At 52.1% G+C, this 18,929-nt stretch carries 12 protein-coding genes, 1 pseudogene and 1 riboswitch; of the genes and pseudogenes, 5 read left to right on the top strand and 8 right to left on the bottom strand.

Going from position 1 to position 18,929, the window contains the following annotated elements; translation table 11 throughout:
• Positions 1-33: 33 nt before the first annotated feature.
• Complete coding sequence (gene pgmB, locus MKZ07_RS21585) at positions 34-3,087, top strand: beta-phosphoglucomutase (protein ID WP_341027470.1); 3,054 nt, start codon at positions 34-36, stop codon at positions 3,085-3,087.
• A gap of 280 nt (positions 3,088-3,367) precedes the next feature.
• Positions 3,368-3,640: pseudogene (locus MKZ07_RS21580) on the top strand (group II intron maturase-specific domain-containing protein); the annotation flags it as partial.
• A 367-nt stretch (positions 3,641-4,007) separates the two neighbouring features.
• Here the strand turns inward: MKZ07_RS21580 and MKZ07_RS21575 are convergent.
• On the bottom strand, positions 4,008-4,379 hold the full coding sequence (locus MKZ07_RS21575) for a hypothetical protein (protein WP_036692017.1): 372 nt from the start codon (positions 4,377-4,379) through the stop codon (positions 4,008-4,010).
• A 438-nt stretch (positions 4,380-4,817) separates the two neighbouring features.
• Positions 4,818-5,795, bottom strand: coding sequence for a LacI family DNA-binding transcriptional regulator (locus MKZ07_RS21570; RefSeq protein WP_036692019.1), 978 nt, complete (start codon positions 5,793-5,795; stop codon positions 4,818-4,820).
• 219 nt (positions 5,796-6,014) lie between these two features.
• Between MKZ07_RS21570 and MKZ07_RS21565 the strand changes: the two genes are divergently transcribed.
• Positions 6,015-8,978, top strand: a complete 2,964-nt coding sequence (locus tag MKZ07_RS21565) for an ABC transporter substrate binding protein (RefSeq protein WP_341027467.1) — start codon at positions 6,015-6,017, stop codon at positions 8,976-8,978.
• A gap of 141 nt (positions 8,979-9,119) precedes the next feature.
• Complete coding sequence (locus MKZ07_RS21560; protein ID WP_051493247.1) at positions 9,120-9,890, top strand: type IV toxin-antitoxin system AbiEi family antitoxin domain-containing protein; 771 nt, start codon at positions 9,120-9,122, stop codon at positions 9,888-9,890.
• Positions 9,891-10,119: 229 nt separating this feature from the next.
• Here the strand turns inward: MKZ07_RS21560 and MKZ07_RS21555 are convergent, their stop codons facing one another.
• From MKZ07_RS21555 to MKZ07_RS21540, 4 genes are all read right to left on the bottom strand, one after another.
• Positions 10,120-10,719, bottom strand: a complete 600-nt coding sequence (locus tag MKZ07_RS21555; RefSeq protein WP_036692024.1) for a hypothetical protein — start codon at positions 10,717-10,719, stop codon at positions 10,120-10,122.
• 16 nt (positions 10,720-10,735) lie between these two features.
• Positions 10,736-11,344 carry a matrixin family metalloprotease gene (locus MKZ07_RS21550; RefSeq protein ID WP_162174442.1) on the bottom strand — a complete coding sequence of 203 codons (609 nt, stop codon included), beginning with the start codon at positions 11,342-11,344 and terminating at the stop codon, positions 10,736-10,738.
• 679 nt (positions 11,345-12,023) lie between these two features.
• Positions 12,024-13,436, bottom strand: coding sequence for an aldehyde dehydrogenase (locus tag MKZ07_RS21545; protein ID WP_327196375.1), 1,413 nt, complete (start codon positions 13,434-13,436; stop codon positions 12,024-12,026).
• Positions 13,437-13,445: 9 nt separating this feature from the next.
• Entirely contained in the window at positions 13,446-14,150 is a 705-nt protein-coding gene (locus tag MKZ07_RS21540; protein WP_036692029.1) for a Crp/Fnr family transcriptional regulator, read from the bottom strand.
• A 132-nt stretch (positions 14,151-14,282) separates the two neighbouring features.
• Here MKZ07_RS21540 and hcp point away from each other — a divergent pair, with 132 nt between their 5' ends.
• Positions 14,283-15,935, top strand: a complete 1,653-nt coding sequence (gene hcp, locus MKZ07_RS21535; RefSeq protein ID WP_341027461.1) for a hydroxylamine reductase — start codon at positions 14,283-14,285, stop codon at positions 15,933-15,935.
• A 101-nt stretch (positions 15,936-16,036) separates the two neighbouring features.
• Here hcp and MKZ07_RS21530 read toward each other — a convergent pair whose 3' ends face one another.
• Both MKZ07_RS21530 and MKZ07_RS21525 read right to left on the bottom strand, forming a co-directional pair.
• Positions 16,037-17,011, bottom strand: coding sequence for an aldo/keto reductase (locus MKZ07_RS21530; RefSeq protein ID WP_341027459.1), 975 nt, complete (start codon positions 17,009-17,011; stop codon positions 16,037-16,039).
• A gap of 30 nt (positions 17,012-17,041) precedes the next feature.
• A complete protein-coding gene (locus MKZ07_RS21525; RefSeq protein ID WP_036692033.1) occupies positions 17,042-18,661 on the bottom strand; it encodes a flagellar assembly protein A in 1,620 nt (539 codons plus the stop codon).
• Positions 18,662-18,765: 104 nt separating this feature from the next.
• Positions 18,766-18,858, bottom strand: a riboswitch (cyclic di-GMP riboswitch).
• Positions 18,859-18,929 lie beyond the last annotated feature (71 nt).

The following is an 18,929-nucleotide window of genomic DNA, read 5'->3' as shown; positions in this document are numbered from 1 at the left end:
AGAGAAGTCGGCAATCGGGAGGAGAATACGAAGATGAGACCGGAGACAAGTACGGAGATACGCACAGAGATGAAAATAAAGATGAAGTCCTGTGAGCATCCTCCCCCCTTATACCCTTACAGGGAGTGGAGTATTGAAGAGGAACACTACGAGGATGAATACAATCAGCGGAGCGAGAGTGTGTTCACACTCGGCAATGGCTATATTGGCATGCGCGGCAATTTCGAGGAAGGCTACTATGGCAAAACAGGTCGGTCGGTTGCCGGGAATTATCTGAACGGGTTCTTTGATTCCGAGCCGGTCGTCTATCCTGAGGGGGCCTTCGGGTACCCCTCCCGCAACCAGGCCATGCTGAATGTGAGCGATGCCCGTATCATCCGGCTTAGTATCGAAGGCCATGAATTCCGGCTGGATCAGGGGAAGCTGCACCGGTATAAGCGCCGGCTGGATATGAGGAGCGGCATGCTGCACCGGGAGCTGGAGTGGGAATCTCCCGCCGGACACCGGGTGCTGCTGGTGATCCGCCGGATGGTTGCCTTGGCGCACAAGCATCTGGCCGCTATCGACTATGCCGTGACGGCGCTGAACTTCTCCGGGACACTGAAGTTCGATTCTGCGGTGGACGGCGAGATCCGGCGGCCGGAAGCGACGGATGATCCCAGGCTGGGAGCGGGCAGCGCGGTGCCCAGCCTGCTGCTGGAGAATACCGGTTATGACGAAGCCTCCGGGGACCTGTGGATGAAGCAGCGGACCCGGCATACACGGTTCGCGCTGCTGACTGCTGTCAGCCATGCGCTGCAGGCGAAGTCCGGGCGCGAGATGAGTCACCAGCTGATCGGACAGCGCATCTCCGTCTGTTATGCCGCTGCTGTCCGCAGCGGAGAGACGGTGACGCTTACCAAATATATAACGTATCACACCTCCAGGGATTACGGGGAGGAGGAGCTGCCCGGCCGGAGTGCTGAAGCCTTGGCACTAGCCAAGGAGCTGGGCTTCGCCGGTCTGGCCGGGGAGCAGCAGACGTATCTGGACAGCTTCTGGGCACAGGCTGATGTAGAGATTAGCGGTGATCCTGCACTCCAGCAGGGCATCCGCTTCAATGCTTATCAGCTGCTGCAATCCGTGGGCCGGGACGGAGCAACGAATATCGGAGCCAAGGGCTTAACCGGTGAAGGCTATGAGGGGCATTATTTCTGGGACACGGAGATGTACATGCTGCCGTTCTTCACCTTCACACAGCCGGAGATTGCCCGTGCGCTGCTGGAATTCCGTTATGCAACGCTCGGCAAGGCCAGGGAGCGGGCAGCGGTTATGTCGCAGAAGGGGGCGTTGTACCCGTGGCGGACGATTGACGGCGAGGAAAACTCCGCCTACTTCCCCGCAGGCACTGCCCAGGCGCACATCAACGCCGACATTGCCTACGGCCTGAAGCAATATGTCCAGGCGACCGGTGATATGGATTTTCTGGTTAGCCGGGGGGCAGAGATACTGTTCGAGACCTCAAGGTTCTGGGCCGATCTGGGCCACTATAACCCCGCGCGAGGAGGGGCCTTCTGCATCGATGCAGTAACTGGGCCGGATGAATATACAGCGATTGTGAATAACAATGCTTACACCAACCTCATGGTGCAGGATCACCTCCAGTATGCCTATGAGACAGCTCTGCTGCTTCAGCGGGATTATCCGGCGGATTACGAACGGCTGCGGCAAGAGATCGGATTAACTCCCGAAGAGGCAGAGAGCTGGAGGGATGCGGCCGCAGTGATGTTCATTCCTTTTGACGAACCGCTCGGCATTTATGCCCAGGATGACACCTTCCTGAGTAAGCAAAAATGGGATTTCGAGCATACGCCTGCGGACCGGTATCCGCTGCTGCTCCATTATCATCCGCTTGTAATCTACCGGCATCAGGTGCTGAAACAGGCCGATCTGGTCATGGCGTTGTTCCTGCTAGGGGACAAGTTCAGCCTGGCGGATAAGCTCCGCAACTATCATTATTATGAGCCACTGACGACGCATGACTCCTCGCTGTCTCCTTGTATCCACAGTATTATGTCTGCGGAGATCGGAGATCTGGCCGGGGCATACCGTTATTTCAGCCGCACAGTGCGGATGGACCTGGACGATATCAACCATAATGCCAAGGACGGGCTGCATATGGCAGCGATGGCCGGGTCCTGGATGTCGATTGTGAACGGCTTCGGCGGCATGCGGCTGGCTCAGGGGGAACTGGGTTTTGCCCCTGTCCTGCCGGAGCAGTGGGAGAGCTGCCGCTTTAAGGTTACAGTGGGTGGTAAACTGCTGGATATCTTCGTTGAACGTGAAGCGGTAGTGTATACGCTGCTGGAGGGAACAGCGCTTGAGATTAGACATAAGAAGCAGCCGCTGCGGCTGCTTCCGCAGGAGCCGGTGAGGATTTCGCTGGCGCACCGGCTGGAGGCTGTAATCTTCGATCTTGACGGTGTGATTACGGATTCCGCCGAGGCTCATTATCTGGCCTGGCAGGCCCTTGCGGATGAGCTGGGCGTACCCTTCAGCCGGGAGAAGAATGAACGGCTGAAGGGCGTCAGCCGGATGGAATCGCTGGAGATCGTGCTGGAGGGCAGCGGTCTTGCGAAGCTGCCTGAAGCCGGGAAGCTCCGGCTCGCGGAGAAGAAGAACGATCATTACCGGCAGATGATCGGCCGGATCACCCCGGCGGACCTCCTGCCGGGTATCCGGGAGCTGCTCGATTCCCTGCGCGAGCGGGGAATCGCTGTGGGGCTGGCCTCGGCCAGCCTGAATGCGCCGCTGATTCTGGAGCGCCTCGGCGCAGCCCGGTGGTTCCAGGCCGTTGCCGACCCGGCTGCGCTCCGGAAGGGCAAGCCCGATCCGGAGATCTTCCTGCAGGCGGCAGAGCGGCTGGGTGTTCCGCCGGGCAACTGCATCGGCGTGGAGGATGCAGCCGCAGGCGTGGCCGCGATCCGGGCGGCGGGCATGAAGGCTGTGGGCATCGGCGCGGCCGGGCAGCTTGGCGCGGCCGACCTGGTGCTGCCTTCTACGGCGGAGCTCGATGCCGGGAAACTATTTAAACTGTTCGCGCGTTAGCCGCTTGCGGTAGGCGGCATCGGGCAGCGAGATTGCTGTGCGTATAGGAAGGGAGCGGGCGCGTGGCCGGATGTATGCGGAAAACCGTATACAATGTGCTGGTGAACGCCTACCGTTAGCCAAGAGCAAGGGTGTCCGCCGCGAGGCGGAATTTGAAGGAAGCTAGAGGCAAATGCACGATCCAAGGTATACGCAAGTGATGGACCCGATCTTCGATGTGGACTTCTCAAGGCATAGGTACGGTTTTCGCCTTGGGAAGCGAGCGCATGACGCGGTCATTCGAATAGCATCTGCGAAAGGGCACTGTGAGAAATTCGACCAGTGGATTCGCCGCAGACTGCATATGTGCTTATGGAAGCAATGGAAACGGGTACGCACTCGAATCCATGAGCTTCGAGCACTCGGCGTCCCAGAATGGGCGGGTTTTGTCATGGCTAACTCCAGACGCGGAGCGTGGGAAATGTCTCGAAACACAAACAACGCCCTTCCGACTTCCTATTGGGAAGCGAAAGCACTGAAAATTTTGCTTACTCGTTATTTAGAGCTTTGTTAACCTTTCGGAACCGCCGTTTGCGCACCCGCATGTAAGGTGGTGTGAGAGGACGGGGGCTAGGCGCCCCCTCCTACTCGATCATTGCGCTATCGTTCTCCGTGATTTTTTCTTTTCATGAGCCAAACCCAGATTGACGCTTGTCCGTTTATGCTTGCTTATTGCGTTTTTGCTGCAGACACACCGTTCAGCCAATCCGCGATATCCGAGATAACTTGATCCGAAATATTGCCGGCTATGGTGTACTCGGCGCCTGTTGATGGCTGGTCAACGGATATGAAGAAGTGATTCAGCTTCAACAGTCTCAACTGCTGCGCAAAAAATACCCTTTCTTCTAGGAAAAAGCAGAGTGCCGGAGTACTATACTTGTTCAACTATCATTCGACGTTAATTCAACTCTTTCGGAAATATTTTTACTTATTTCTTCAGGATTTTTAATGCCAATGATCAACTTTGATATTTTGAACTTACCAACTTTAAAGCTATCCAAATCGAAATGAAGAGTTTCTAGCTCATTCTCAAAAAAGTGCAGTTGAAAACCACCTTTTGATCTGAATAACCCATTTCTCTTTTCTCCTAATAAAGCACCATATAGTTTAAAAGCATTTGGTATCGGTCTGCCTGTTGTTATTCCCTTGATGGAAGAGTATGGAATTTGCAGCCCTTTATCTATTTTTAAAAAGGGTGAGTTTCCAAGGTCGATATTTACGTAGGTTTCCATTAGTTGAATTTTACGTTCCATATTTTGAATCCCCCATTCCATTTATTTCACAAATTATAATAACATATAATACCACAAAACCCTCTTTTCATAAAAAAGTCTAAGCTCTTCCCGTTAGCTTAACGCACGCCGCCAGTGCGAAGAATACCTTGACGGTAGTGACCGTCCGCTCCTTGGGGTGGGGAATATAATTGATGCTGTTAATGCACTTTTACATTCTTTGAAAACCTCGGTTAAACTAAAAGATGATACGGGTTTGTGCCAATGGGACACGGAGTAGACCACTAACACAATTGAGATTAAACAAGCCTCTGCAGCTATGCAGAGGCTTGTTCGGCTACACTCATATATGCAGCGATGTATGGAGTTTTGTTCGAGGCCAACTTTCGGCGATAGATGTATGCTGTACAATTAAAAACCGTAAAAAGGCAGGATTTCCAGTTAAGTGGCAGCCCCCCCTCAAGTAGTCCCCCCCTCCTCCAGCTCCACAGGCAGAATATGCGCAGCGGCCACGCTGTGGCCTTGCACCAGCTGCAGAATCAGGTCCACTGCCAGCTGGCCCATCGCTTCCATCGGCTGGCGGATGGTGGTGATCGGCGGGTCGAGCAGGCTGCGGAGCGCGATGCCGTCATAGCCGACGATCTTCACATCCTCCGGGACGCGCCGTCCTCTGGTGCGGCAGGCCTTCAGGGCGTAGGCGGCAATGATATCGCTGCCTGCAAAAATCCCGTCCACTTCAGGATGCTCCAGGAAGAGCTGCCCGAGCAGCTGCTCGTAAGCTTCGAAGTCGAAGCTGTTGTTGTCGGTATGGAGGGTGACATACTCCAGGCTGTGCTGCTTCGCGGTATCCTCGAACGCCACGCAGCGCAGATGGGATAAGATATTCAGCTTGGGATGCCCGCCGATATGGGCGAGGTGGCGGCAGCCTTTTTGGATCAGAAGAGTTGTAGCCAGCTGGCCTCCCTCATAATTATCTGAACAGACATAAGGGATATCCGGTGAGATCTGCCGGTCAAACGTCACCAGCGGCAGATTCATCTGCCGGTAGGCTTCAACCTCCAGCGTATGGCTGCCCATAATAATGCCGTCTACCCGGCTTGCGCGCAGCATGTGGATGTATTCCTGTTCCTTCTGCTTGTCCTGCCACGAATTGCAGAGCAGCAGCTTATAGCCCTCCCGGTAGGCATGTTCTTCAATATGACTGGTCAATTCGCCGAAAAAAGGCAAAGATACATGCGGAATAATCAGTCCGATAATGTTGGATTTCGAGCGGCTGAGGGAGCGTGCCAACTCGTTCGGCCGGTAATTCAGCTCCTCCATCGCCTGGTGCACCTTGTGCTTCAATTCCTCGCTTAAGTAACCCCTGTTGTTCAGTACCCGGGATACGGTGGTTGCCGATACGCCAGCCTTCAGCGCAACGTCTTTGATGGTCGGCATGGCCAGGCCTCCTGTCTAAGCAGTCAACTGCAGATTCATTCTAACGTTAGCAGTCTGCTCTGTCCAATATCTACGGCTGCTGTCGCTTTTTGTTGTTTCTAAAAACACCTTTTCCCCCTATAATTGTATCAAAGCAGTCCCCGTAATGAAGCCCCATGTATACATTATCCTTCTACTTGTCAGATTCCGATTATGAGATAGATGAACGGGAGTGTGCGAATGAGTGTAGATCATATTCATCTCAGGTTTTTAAGGAGTGTACTCTTGTCTCTGATGATCTTCCTGTGTACAACAGGCCCGGCAGGAGCTGCATTCGCCGCAGCCGAGGAGCTTCCCGCCCGGAACGTGCTGGTGTTGCATTCCTATCAGAAGGGCTTCGCCTGGACCGATGACCAAAGTGCCGGCATAGAGGAACGTCTCAAAGGTACCGCTAATCCTCCCGTCATCTACACCGAATACATGGACTGGAAAAGGTACCCCACGCAGGGGAACCTCGAACATTTCTACGAAACCATCCGCTTCAAGTATCAGAACATCCATATTAAAACGATCATTACAACAGACGATGCGGCGCTGAGCTTCGCGATGAAGTACCGCCATGAGCTTCTGAACGATGCTCCGATTATTTTCAGCGGGGTCAACGAGCTGGGGGTGGACAGCATCCCGGATAAGCGCAACATGACAGGCGTTATTGAGAAAATCGATGCTTCCCCCACCATCCGTATGGCCATGGACCTTAACCCTTCGCTGAAAAAGGTGTATGTCGTCTTCGATAATTCGGAGAGCGGGCTGTCGACCGGCCGGATGGTGATGGATCAGATTAGCTCCTTGAATCCGGAGCTTGCGCTGTTCCCCATGAACCGCTTGTCCATGGAACAGATCAAAGCTACGGCATCGGCGCTGTCCCCGGACAGTATTATACTGATGACTACATATTATAGTGACTCTACCGGAAGAATTGTGGAGTTCGACAGGTTCGCAAGCGAGCTGGGCAAGAGCAGCAGTGTTCCGGTGTATCATATTTATGATTTTGGATTGAACCATGGGGCCTTCGGCGGGAGCCTGATCAGCGGCAGAATGCAGGGGCAGACGGCGGCCGATCAGGCGCTGCGTATCCTGAAGGGGGAGCGTGCCGGGGATATCCCGGTGGTGACCGACAGCAGTGTACGCAAGGTATTTGATTATAATGAGCTGCAGCGCTTCAAGATATCGCCGGAGAAGCTGCCGAAGGGCAGCGAAGTGATTAACGAGCCGTTCTCCTTCTATCAGACCTACAAGGTGCTGGTGCTAAGCATCGTGGCTGCTTTTGCGGTGCTGGTAACCTTCATTATGGTGTTGTTATTCTATGTGCAGCTGGTCAGAAGGATTAGAAGCAACCTGGAAAAAAGCAATGAACGCTTCAGCTTGGCAACCTACGGCTCGGATGCGGTAATCTGGGACGTTGATATGTCTACGATGATCTATTATTTCTCGGACAGCTGGTATGAGGTGCTCGGATATGCCCGGGATGAGCTGAATGAGAGCCGCGGCGGCTGGCGGGATATCCTCCATCCGGAGGATGCCGAGCAGGAGAATCGGCTGCGCATTCAGCATCTGGAGGGTCGTTCTTCTTACTACTACGCTGAATACCGGATGCGCAGCAAGGCGGGCGAATACAAGTGGTTTCAGGCGCGGGGCAAGGTGCTGCGTAATGCGGGCGGCGGATATATCCGGTTTGCCGGGTCGATGGTTGATGTAACGGACCGCAAGGGCTATGAGAGCAAGCTGCAGACGAGCTATCAGGAGCTGGAATCGACCTATGAGGAGCTGACTGCCCTACAGGATGAGCTGCTGGAGCAGTATAACAAGGTGGTGGAGAATCAGGCACTGCTGCAGACCAGTGAGGAGAAATACCGGCTGCTTGCTTATAATGACGTGCTTAGCGGTCTGCCGAACCGGCTGTCGTTATCCGAGGAGCTGCAGCGGTTCATTGAGGAGCATTCCGGCGGCCATGCGGCGCTGTTCTTCCTGGATATCGATAACTTCAAGTACATTAATGACTCCATGGGCCATACCTTCGGGGATGAACTGCTGGTGCAGGTCGGTGAACGGCTGCTTAGCCGCGCTGACGGGCGCAGTAAGCATTTCCGCTTCGGCGGTGATGAGTTTGTGATTCTGTTCAAGGATGTGGCTGAGGCGGGTGAGGTGATCCGTTATGCGGATTCCCTGGTACAGGGCTTCAAGGAGCCATTCCAGCTTCATGCGAGTGTGGTGCATATCTCGGCCAGTATTGGAATTGCGGAGTACCCGGAGAACGGAGGGAATGCGGAAGAGCTGCTGAAGAATGCCGACATTGCCATGTACAAGGCCAAAGAAGCGGGAAAGGGCAGCTATATGATCTACGGGCATGAGATGCAGCAGTATTTTGACGAACGGATGATTATTGAGAATCACTTGAGAAGCGCGGTATCCAATAATGAGCTGTCGCTGCATTACCAGCCGCTGGTGGATACCGGCTCTGGCGAGATCTGGGGCTTCGAGGCGCTGATCCGTTGGAACAGCCCGGTGCTCGGCTTCGTCTCCCCCTTATCCTTCATCCGGATTGCCGAGGACTGCCGCTTAATCGTTCCCATAGGTGAGTGGGTGCTGCGTGCCGCCTGCCGGTTCACCAAGGATCTGCAGAATCAGGGCTATGAGGGCTACCATATCTCGGTTAATATCTCGGTCATTCAGCTGATGCTGGAGGACTTCACGGAGATGGTGCTGAGCGTGCTGGAGGATACCGGGCTTGCGCCGGAGTATCTGGAGCTGGAGATTACGGAATCAATATTCATGGAATCCTTCGAGGCGATCAGCTCCAAGCTGGAGGCGCTCAAGGAGAGGGGCATTGGTATTGCGCTGGATGACTTCGGAACGGGCTATTCCTCACTCAGCTATCTGAAGCAGCTCCCGATTACTACCCTGAAGATCGACAAGTCCTTCATCGACAGCATTGATACCCCGAACAATATGTCGCTGGCCAGCTCCATCGTCACCATCGGCCATGATATGGGACTGAATGTTACCGCTGAAGGGGTGGAGACCCCGGAGCAGCTTGCTTTTCTGGAGCGGACCCGCTGTGACAAGATTCAGGGCTACTATATCAGCAAGCCTATTCCGGAGAAAGAGGTCGCGGGCTGGGTGGCGGGGCGGATTGCGGGTTGAGGTGAACTGGGCATGGGGAATGTATTTTATTTATCTTATGTGTGTACAAATAGTGGATATAAATTGATAATAAAGGTATAATTTATACTTAAATGTACACACTTATTTGAATGTGAGTACATTTATTGTGTGGAGGTGATAATGGTGCCTGAAGCTGGAGATATAGATTACATTCATATTAAAAAAGGATTTTCAGAGATTTTGGAGCATCTCAATATGCAACAAGAGGATTTTTTTGAATTGATTTATCGTTATCCTAATATAAAAAATCTGGATGGGCTTATAGAGGCTATCAAGTCTGCGACTGGGAGTGAGGCTGAACTCTATCCGGAGGTTATAGATCTGTTTAAAACATATAATGGGATTGCCAACGGCACCATTCTCAAAGAAAATCAGGTCAGCTACTACAAGCTTCGTAAGCTCGAAGAGAGGGGGGAGATTATCAGACTGAAACGTGGACTCTATGCGCTTAGGGATATTAATTATGTTGTAGATGAGATCGTGGAGGCTTCCCTCCTTGTGCCTAATGGTGTCCTTTGTTTGTACTCGGCTCTTGCTCATCATGAACTAACTACGTATACCTCAGGTGAATATAATTTTGCGGTATCCCGTAAGTCCAGAAAGCCTCTACTCCCGGAATATCCGCCTATCCGACTTTTCTCATACGACGATGTTTCCTTTACTATGGGCGTTGAACAGATCGATAAGGAAGGTCATATTATCAATGTATACAATCTGGAGCGGACCATTTGCGATATCGTGAAATACAGAAATAAACTGGATGCAAATGTTGTGAAAGAAAGTCTCAATAACTACTCTTCCAGTAAAAGAAAGAATTACACCCGACTGCTTAGATATGCAGATAAACTGAGGGTAAGATCAATTTTGGATAGTTATCTGGAGGTGCTGTAGATGGTTACGAATAATCTGAGACGTTTAAGCGGAGAACTGCTCTGAATGAAAGAAGACATATCTTTTTTTACGGCAGAATTCTATACAGATTAACGCAGATATGCACCAAAAGAACCAGCTAGCGCCAGTTCTTTTGGTGGAACATATAAAAGGTTGAGCCCCAGAAGAGGTTAACCTTTAGATGTGAAGAGAATTGCAAGAACCACTTCTATGATCAGCTAGACTTTGACTACTGAATATCGATATTGTCAAAAATGTTGTTATTAATTATTTCTTGTTTGATTTGTTGTTGTTTTTCATTCAGGCTTTCATTGAGGTCGGTGTTATCAATATTATATTTGCCCATCTCGGCAGCGATAATAAAGTAAAGTCCTTCTGAATTTTGTTTAAGGTAAAGTAGGTATTCGCTAGATTGTTGTAATTCCGTATACTCATCTCTTGTTATCTTGCTTTTACCTGAAAGTGTTTGAACATAACTTATGGGTTCCCCGATTTTAATTATTGAATCATTTTGCACATCACCCTTTAGAGCCTGCTTTACCAAAAAATCAGTTTTTGTATAGAAGTCCTGAATTGCTCCTGTTGGGTAATTTACACTAATGTGTTCCCGATCCTCAAAGCTTTGATCAGTGGAGCCAACTACAACTAAGTCTGCTTCATTGAAGAGTGCTTCTTCTGTTGCGTAGTCAGGATATACAGCCGCTGTGTTAATTACTGTGCTTTTGACTGAATTGTAAATGAAAAAATAATAGGCACCAGCGAATACAAATAATAAAAGTAGAATCGTTAAGAACATATGGGACGGTTTACGAATGTTTAAAGTTTTCATATACAGCCTCCCTCAGTTAATTTCCATAAAGAGATTTTAATTGATTTTTATCATAGGTTGTAGGACTGTGGGATGTTTCGGAACCAGTAAAACTACCTTTCATTAAAGAATTTTGAGCATTTGTACCTGTGGTGTGATCTAATCCTAAAGAGTGACCGATTTCGTGTGTTGTTGTATATCGAGCTTTAAAAGCAGTGGCGGCATCGTTACTAGGGACATAAACGTTATTGTGATACAAAGAATTAACAGAATAATCCCAATTTTTTTCATATCTATTAACAGGATTATTTACTGGCCATGCAACAGTATAGGAAGTATTTGAACCCATCAGTTTAGGATCACTTGTAGTCCCAACATAGAACTCATCAGTACTATATCCATCAGGTGATGAAGTTTTACCAATAGAAACTTTGGAAGTAATCCCCCCCCAATTAGAACGTGCTGTATCGTAAGCACCTGTATAACCGTATGATGCCACTGACGAGTCATACCACGCGCTAAAATTACCACCACTTTTACGTTTATATCCAAATAAATCAGCATCAGCATTTCCGATAAATATTGTGCCTGCTAGAGTTCCAATTATAGATAGGGATAAGATAGCTTTAATAGTTTTACTTTTCAATTTAAAACCTCTTTTCTGCATAATATTTGAAGTTAAACTTGGTTTAGAGTAAAACAAAAAAAAGGTATATTTTATTACAAAAACAACTCCTATTCAATAAAATGAATATAATTACAAGGTAAATATTACTATAGATATATTAATAAGTAAACAATTGCATCTAAACAAAAACATATGGGGAAGTTACTAACTATGGAGGAGTAATTAAAAAGCGTTCAAGTAGTTTCCGCCTGGGCGTTTTTTGTAGAAAGGGAAGAAACAAAAGGCCCTAAAGGTTGGGCCGATGCTACACGCTAAGGCGGATTACTTGATCTAATAACTAGAGCACTAAACTGGGGTGAATCGCCCGGCTAGGCGATCAAGGTTCCTGTGCCGCACTTGTCACCCCGCACGAAGCAAGTTCAATTTTCAGCTGGCGGAATCAAGAAAGGCATGTGGGAAGCATTTATAAGAAATCTGAAATTGGAACACTCACCCACATTCCGAGATGCAATGGAATTAATACATACTTTCCTCGGTCCTATTTATCATAACGTGCTTGACGATAAAGATTTTTTTGGAGATTGGAATTATCAATTATTGAAGTGGGACAATAAATAGAATCACCCGAGCAGCACAAAGGAAACCTTCCTTCTATATAAGAGAGGTTTCCTTTGTGCTTTTTGCTCCTGCCACTACGCTATTTCAGCAGCTTCCGCGCCAGCTTGACCTTGCTGCCGTAGGGCGGGTAGACAATGCCGAGGTCAAACCGGGTGCCCCGCTTAACAATGCTTTTGTGATGGGAGAAGAGGTCGAAGCTGTATTTGCCGTGGTAGCCGCCGATCCCGGAATTCCCGACACCGCCGAACGGCAGCCGGGTACTGGCTACATGGGAGATGGTATCGTTAATGCAGCCGCCGCCGAAGGACACCTCGGTCATCACCTGCTGCTCCACCTGCTTATCGCGGGTGAACAGATAGAGAGCGAGCGGCTTCGGACGGGCGTTGATGCTCTGGATGGCTTCCTCCAGCCGGGTATACTCCATAATCGGCAGCACAGGCCCGAAGATCTCGTCCTCCATGGAAGCGTCATTCCAATCCGCCGGATAGATCAGGGACGGCTCGATATACAGCTCCTCAGGGATCACTGTCCCGCCCAAAATCAGCTTATCGCGGTCCCGTTCCAGCATCTCTCCGATCCGCCGCAGCTGGCGTTCATTCACGATCCGCCCATAGTCTGTGTTGTGCCGGATGTCGGTGCCATAGAAATCGGTGACGCAGCGCTTCATCCGCTCAATCAGCTCCGCTGCCACCTCGCTGTGGACCAGCAGATAATCAGGCGCAATACAGGTCTGCCCCACATTGATCAGCTTCCCCCAGACAATCCGTTTCGCGGCGGTCTCCAGGTCGGCGCTCCGGTCTACGATTACGGGGCTTTTGCCGCCCAGTTCAAGGGTGACGGGCACCAGGTTCTTCGCTGCCGCTTCCATGACAATTCTGCCTACAGGTACACTCCCGGTGAAAAAAATATAATCGAACGCCGCATGAATCAGCAGATTCGTCGTCTCCTTCTCGCCCTGTACCACCCGGATATAGGCGGGATCAAAGGTCTCCAGGATCATATTCTCGATAACAGCGGAGGTGGCGGGTGTACTCTCAGAGGGCTTCAGTACGGCACAGTTCCCGGCGGCGATGGCGCCGATCAGCGGTTCAATCAGCAGTTGGAACGGGTAGTTGAACGGCCCGATAATTAGCACCGTTCCGTAAGGCTCGGCTATGATTCTGCTCCGCGCCGGGAACAGGTGCAGCGGTGAGCCTACCTTCGCCGGCTTCATCCAGCGCCGCAGGTGCTTCATCATATAGCCGATGCTGTCCAGCGTGAATCCGATCTCTGTGGCATAAGCTTCGAACTCGCTTTTATGCAGATCCTGGTTCAGTGCAGCAATAATCCGGGCTTCATTGCGCGAGATAGCCTCCTTCAGCTTTCGAAGCTGCTCCAGCCGGAAGCCGGGGGTTCTCGTGACTCCGCTGGCGAAACATTGCCTGTGCTCAGTCAGCAGCTGGTCGATCTGTTGTGCAGTGGACGGTGGCATGCTTGTATCCTCCTCAGTCATTTGTGGTTCCTATAGATTGCCTGCCGAAGAAGGCAGAGTCTGGATGTAATCATGCATCCGTCTCCGGTTCAGCAGGGTGATTTCATTGCCCTTGAATTCGATCCAGCCCTGGTCGCGCAGGAATCCCAGCTCCCGCGACAAGGAGGGGCGGGCGGTGTTCATATGCTCGGCCCATTCCTTCCGGCTGAAGGGAAGCTTCAAGGTATCGGATTCCTGCTGCTCTCCCTGCTCCAGCAGGAAGTCTACGATACGGCGGCGCAACGGTCCGGCTGACAGGTTCTCGATCTTCCTGTTCACGAGTACCAGCCGCTCGGACAGATTCTCGATGAAGCGGGTGAGGATATCGGTGTCGGCCGCGAATAATCTCAGCAACTCCTGCTTGCTGATGAACATCACCTTGCAGGGGCCAGTGGCTGTGACGGTGGCGGGCACGGTGTTATTCCTGCGGAACAATACGGCTTCGCCGATGGTCTGCCCCTCCTTCAGATGCGCGATGGTCACACTGCTGCCGGTGGGGTGTGTCTTCTGTACCTCGATGCGGCCGGAGAGCAGAATCCCAAGCCGGTCCGCCGGATCACCCTCTGCCAGAATAATCGCATTCTTATGGTAGGAGCTGACAGAGTAGACCAGCGTATACAGTAACTGTTCGATCTCATCTGCGGATTTTCCGCGAAATAGCAGGCAGGCTTGCAGCGAAGCAGGCTCCGGTCTCATACTTTTCCTCCCGAAGAGTTGTGATTGGTAACATTCGTTACCGATTGATAGACGAAAGTCTACTACAATTATTGGTAACTGTAAAGGCGAGGCACAGAGCGATTCCATTAATGATAAGGAGTGATTCAGGTAATGAGCGAAATGTTTTGTTTCCAGTGTCAGGAGGCAGCTAAGGGGACCGGTTGTACGATTCAGGGGGTATGCGGCAAGACCAGTGAGGTAGCAAATCTGCAGGATCTACTGGTGTATACACTCAAGGGCATTGCCATTTTCGCGCGCAGCGGGCGTGAGCTGGGGATTACCGATCCGGTGACGGAGAAATTTATCATAGAGAGCTTGTTCGCTACGATTACCAATGCCAACTTCGTGCCGGAATACTTCACTGCGAAGATCCGGGAAGGATTGGCCCTGCGGGATCTGTGGCGCAGCAGAGTGGCTGATGCCGGAGTAATGGCCTATTTGTCGGAGCATGACGCGGCGAACTGGAATGCGGTGACGGATGAAGAGCTGATGGACAAGGCGAGAGCGGTGGGTGTGCTTGCTACGGAACATGAGGATATCCGCTCCTTGCGCGAGCTGCTGACCTATGGTCTGAAGGGAATGGCTGCTTACATGGAGCATGCTGCGGTACTGGGCTTCTATGAAGCTGGGACACATGCTTTTATGGAAAAAGGCTTGGCAGCTGCGCTGGATAATAATCTGGACGGCGGTGAGCTGACGGCTCTGGTGCTGGAGTGCGGCAAGTTCGGCGTGGATGTGATGGCGCTGCTTGACCGTGCCAACACCGCAGCCTACGGTAATCCGGAGATCACCAAAGTCAATATTGGAGTAGGCACGAACCCTGGTATTCTGATCAGCGGTCATGATCTCAAGGACATGGAGGCGCTGCTGAAGCAGACCGAGGGTACCGGAGTGGATGTGTATACGCATAGTGAGATGCTGCCGGCCCACTACTATCCGGCATTTAAGAAATATAGCCACTTCGTAGGCAACTACGGCAATGCATGGTGGAAGCAGAATGAGGAGTTTGCCAGCTTCAATGGTCCGATTCTGATGACCACGAACTGCATCGTACCGCCGAAGGACAGCTACAAAGACCGGCTGTACACGACAGGCAACACCGGTTATCCGGGCATTCAACATATCGCGGCAGGCGCGGACGGAGAGAAGGATTTCTCAGCTCTGATCGAGCAGGCCAAGAGCTGCAGTGCTCCGGTAGAGATTGAGACAGGCGAGATTATCGGCGGCTTCGCCCATGCGGCTGTAATGAACGTGGCAGATCAGGTGGTTGGAGCAGTAGAGAGCGGCGCCATCAAGCAATTCTTCGTCATGGCTGGCTGCGACGGACGGATGAAGAGCCGGAATTATTACACCGACTTCGCAGCAGAGCTGCCTAGTGACACGGTGATCCTGACCGCAGGTTGTGCCAAATACAAATATAACAAGCTGGCGCTTGGCGATATCGGCGGAATTCCGCGCGTACTTGATGCCGGCCAGTGCAATGACTCCTATTCTCTTGTGGTTATAGCACTTAAGCTGAAGGAAGTCTTCGGTCTTGCGGATATTAACGATCTTCCGATCTCCTATAACATTGCCTGGTATGAGCAAAAAGCGGTGATCGTACTGCTGGCGCTGCTGCATCTGGGCGTGAAGAACATTCATCTGGGCCCTACGCTTCCGGCCTTCCTGTCGCCTAACGTAGCTAAGGTTCTGGTAGATACCTTCGGCATCGGCGGTATTACTACCGTACAGGAAGACATGGAGCGGTTCATCGCTGCGGTATAATACACATTCTTCATGAGCCAAAATACACAAAAGCGAGTCTCCGTCTACGGGAGCTCGCTTTGTGTGTTTATAGATATGAACGTCACTGTCACCGTCACCGCTTACGGCAGCCGGTAGACCGCAAACGGCTCGCCGGTACAGAAGGCGGCGCTGGCCAGGTCAAGCTGCTTAAGTATCCCCGCATCCGGCGAAGCAGAAAGACTCTGCAGATTATACTGTACCTGTTCTACTGTAGTCGCTCCGACAATCACCGTGGAGACCGCGGGCCGGTTCATTAGCCAGGACAGGGATAGAGCCGCAGGTGAGGTGCCCAGCCCCTCCGCAATCGCCTGAACCTGCTCCCCGAGCGAGATGCGCTCCGGGGTAAGGAAGCGGAGGAAGTTCGGATCGGTCTCTGCTCTGGAGCCGGCAGGGGCTTTGCTGCTGCCGGAATATTTGCCGGTAAGGATACCGCCCGCCAGAGGGAAGTATGGGATGATGCCCAGACCCTGATCCAGGCAGAGCGGAAGCAGCTCGGCTTCGGGCGTACGGTCAGCCAGCGAATAGCTGCACTGGATAGAGATGTATTTCGCCCAGTTACGGGCTTCGCTGATCCCAAGCGCCTTCATCAGCTCCCAGGCGGCATAATTGGAGGCTCCGATATACCGCACCTTGCCTGCGGAGATCAAATCATCCAGCGTGCGCAGGGTTTCCTCCAGCGGTGTGTAGGGATCGAAGGTATGGATCTGATACAGATCCACATAGTCGGTCTTCAGCCGGCGCAGGCTGCCTTCCAGCTCCTGCATCAGATGATGGCGCGAAGAGCCGCTGCCGCCGGGTCCCTCATGCTTCGGCAATCCGGCTTTGGTCGCCAGCACTGTGTTATGGCGTCTGCCTTCAAGCGCAAGGCCGATGATCCGCTCCGATTCAGAGCCGGCATAGATATTGGCGGTATCGATGAAATTAATGCCCTGATCCATAGCGGTGTGCAGAATGCGGAGCGAGGTCTCCAGATCTGCCCGTTTGCCGAATGAATTGGTTCCAAGACCCAGGGCGGATACCTGCAGGCCGCTATTGCCCAGACGGTTATATCGCATGCGCTCACTTCTCCTTATCTAGTAGTAGTCTTAGCAGGAATCACGCACAAGCAGCTTGCCGCCGGACTCCAGGCGGCTGTCCTGCGACCGGGCAAGGTTAATCACCGCATGCTCCTCTTGGAGCAGCTCAATCTCCTCGCCCAGCTTAAGCAGCAGCCTGGAGAAGCGGCTTAGGACACTGTCTGTAATGTACCCGGTGTATTGTCCCGGATGGGCGAATACCTCAAGCATCTGCCGGAGCGGGTCCGTGCCGAAGCCGAACTCTCCGTTCATACGGCTTAGGGCAGCCTGGAAATCGCGGATCAGGCTGTCGAGATGGCTGTATTTATCCTCCAGCAGCAGCATAACCACCAGGCCGTAATTCACGGATTGCTGTCGGGATTCCACATTCTTGGCCAGCTGGCGCGCTGCCTCAAGCAGTCCGTCCGTCTCTGTCCGCAGCAGGCTTGCTAAGCTGTGCAAACGATGCTGCTGTACCCCGGCATATCCGGCGTACAGGCCGCTGCCGGTAACCTGGCCGCTAACATAAATGCTGCCGGTGGCTATAATTGTAGATTGGCGTATATCGCCATAGACGTACACATTCCCCAGGGCTTCGATCCTTACAGATCCATCCAGATCACCCGGTACAATGATGTCGCCTGCGAACATAACGTCACCGCCAGGGTCCATCATCTCCCTGGTCAGCAGACAGACTGGAGGGAAGTCACAGATTCGGACGCTGCTGTTTCCTCCGCAGATACGGGGTCTGCCTGTGTGCTTGGCTACGATATTACCACAGGGAAGGAGCTTGGCATGATTACCGGCAGCAAAGTAGATATCCTGCGGCGGGGGAGGGGGCAGGACCCTTCCGTCTGTGTCGAGGCCGGGAATGCCTTCTTCCGGCGGCAGTTTGCGGGCGAAGACTTCACCTGCAAAGGTAAAGGGGGCTCCCGGGAAACGGAGATACTCCATGGTATCCGCAGGCTTCTGAGCCCGGCTTCCCTGTCTATGAAGCATCCCGTTCCCCACCAGTGTATGCTCCGGCAGCTGCAATTCCAGCCGGGCTTCCTTGCCGGGCAGCGGGGCTCTTCCTTCAGCGATGCATACGGGAAGATATGTAGGGTTCTCCAGCTCCGCGTACAGGGCGGGAATATTCAGGTTGCGCAAAATAAAACGGTTGTCCAGTGAGGCGATAATCTGATCTATGGTAAGCGTGGACAGCAGCATTGCCGGGTTGGGCTGGGCACGGACGACCGCCTCGAAGGCGGCGGGGCAGTTGACCAGGTTCCAGGCGTACTTCTCTGCACGGTATAAAGTGAAATGGACCTTGAGCTTGTCAGGCGATACGGTAATTTCATACTGCGGCTTCTCGCAGATCTCCCAGGTAATATAATCTGCCTTGGTCACCTCGGTTGGCGCTGTAACGGTCTTCCAGTTGATCTTCAGGACAACAGGGTGGATCGCAGAAATGCGGGCGGGAGTGCCTCCGGGGAGCGGGGGAGTAATGAATATCTGGTTGTCCTGCACGAGGATAATTCCATTCTTATCCCCAGTTGTCCCGTCAGAAGCCCGGCCCTCCACAGAGAATGAATCCAGGAGACCTTTACGTTCGTGCATCAGGGACTCTACGAATTCATATCGGCTTGGTTCGATATCCTGCTGCGGCATGGTTGTAACCTCACTTTTTCGTATGATCAATGGCAATTCGTACAGAGAAAGAACATCATCAAGCCCGGGAGACTTCCCGTAAACAGTTGGCTTAAGTGGTCTCTATTGGCAGCCTGGCGACCGTAAACGCAGATTCCGGCGTTCTTAGGCCCATGGCTTTGCGTCCTGCCCTTTCGGGAAGTTTGCCTTTAGAAATAGATCAATGAGATACATCCTGTAGAGGCGATGAATTGTGATCGACTGTAATCGACAAAAAGAGTCATAAATA

The organism is Paenibacillus sp. FSL P4-0338 (assembly GCF_038002365.1).
In the GTDB taxonomy this organism is placed as follows: Bacteria; Bacillota; Bacilli; order Paenibacillales; family Paenibacillaceae; genus Paenibacillus_AQ.
The sequence above is the reverse complement of the archived record's forward strand: the minus strand, read 5'-3'. Positions and strand labels throughout refer to the sequence as shown.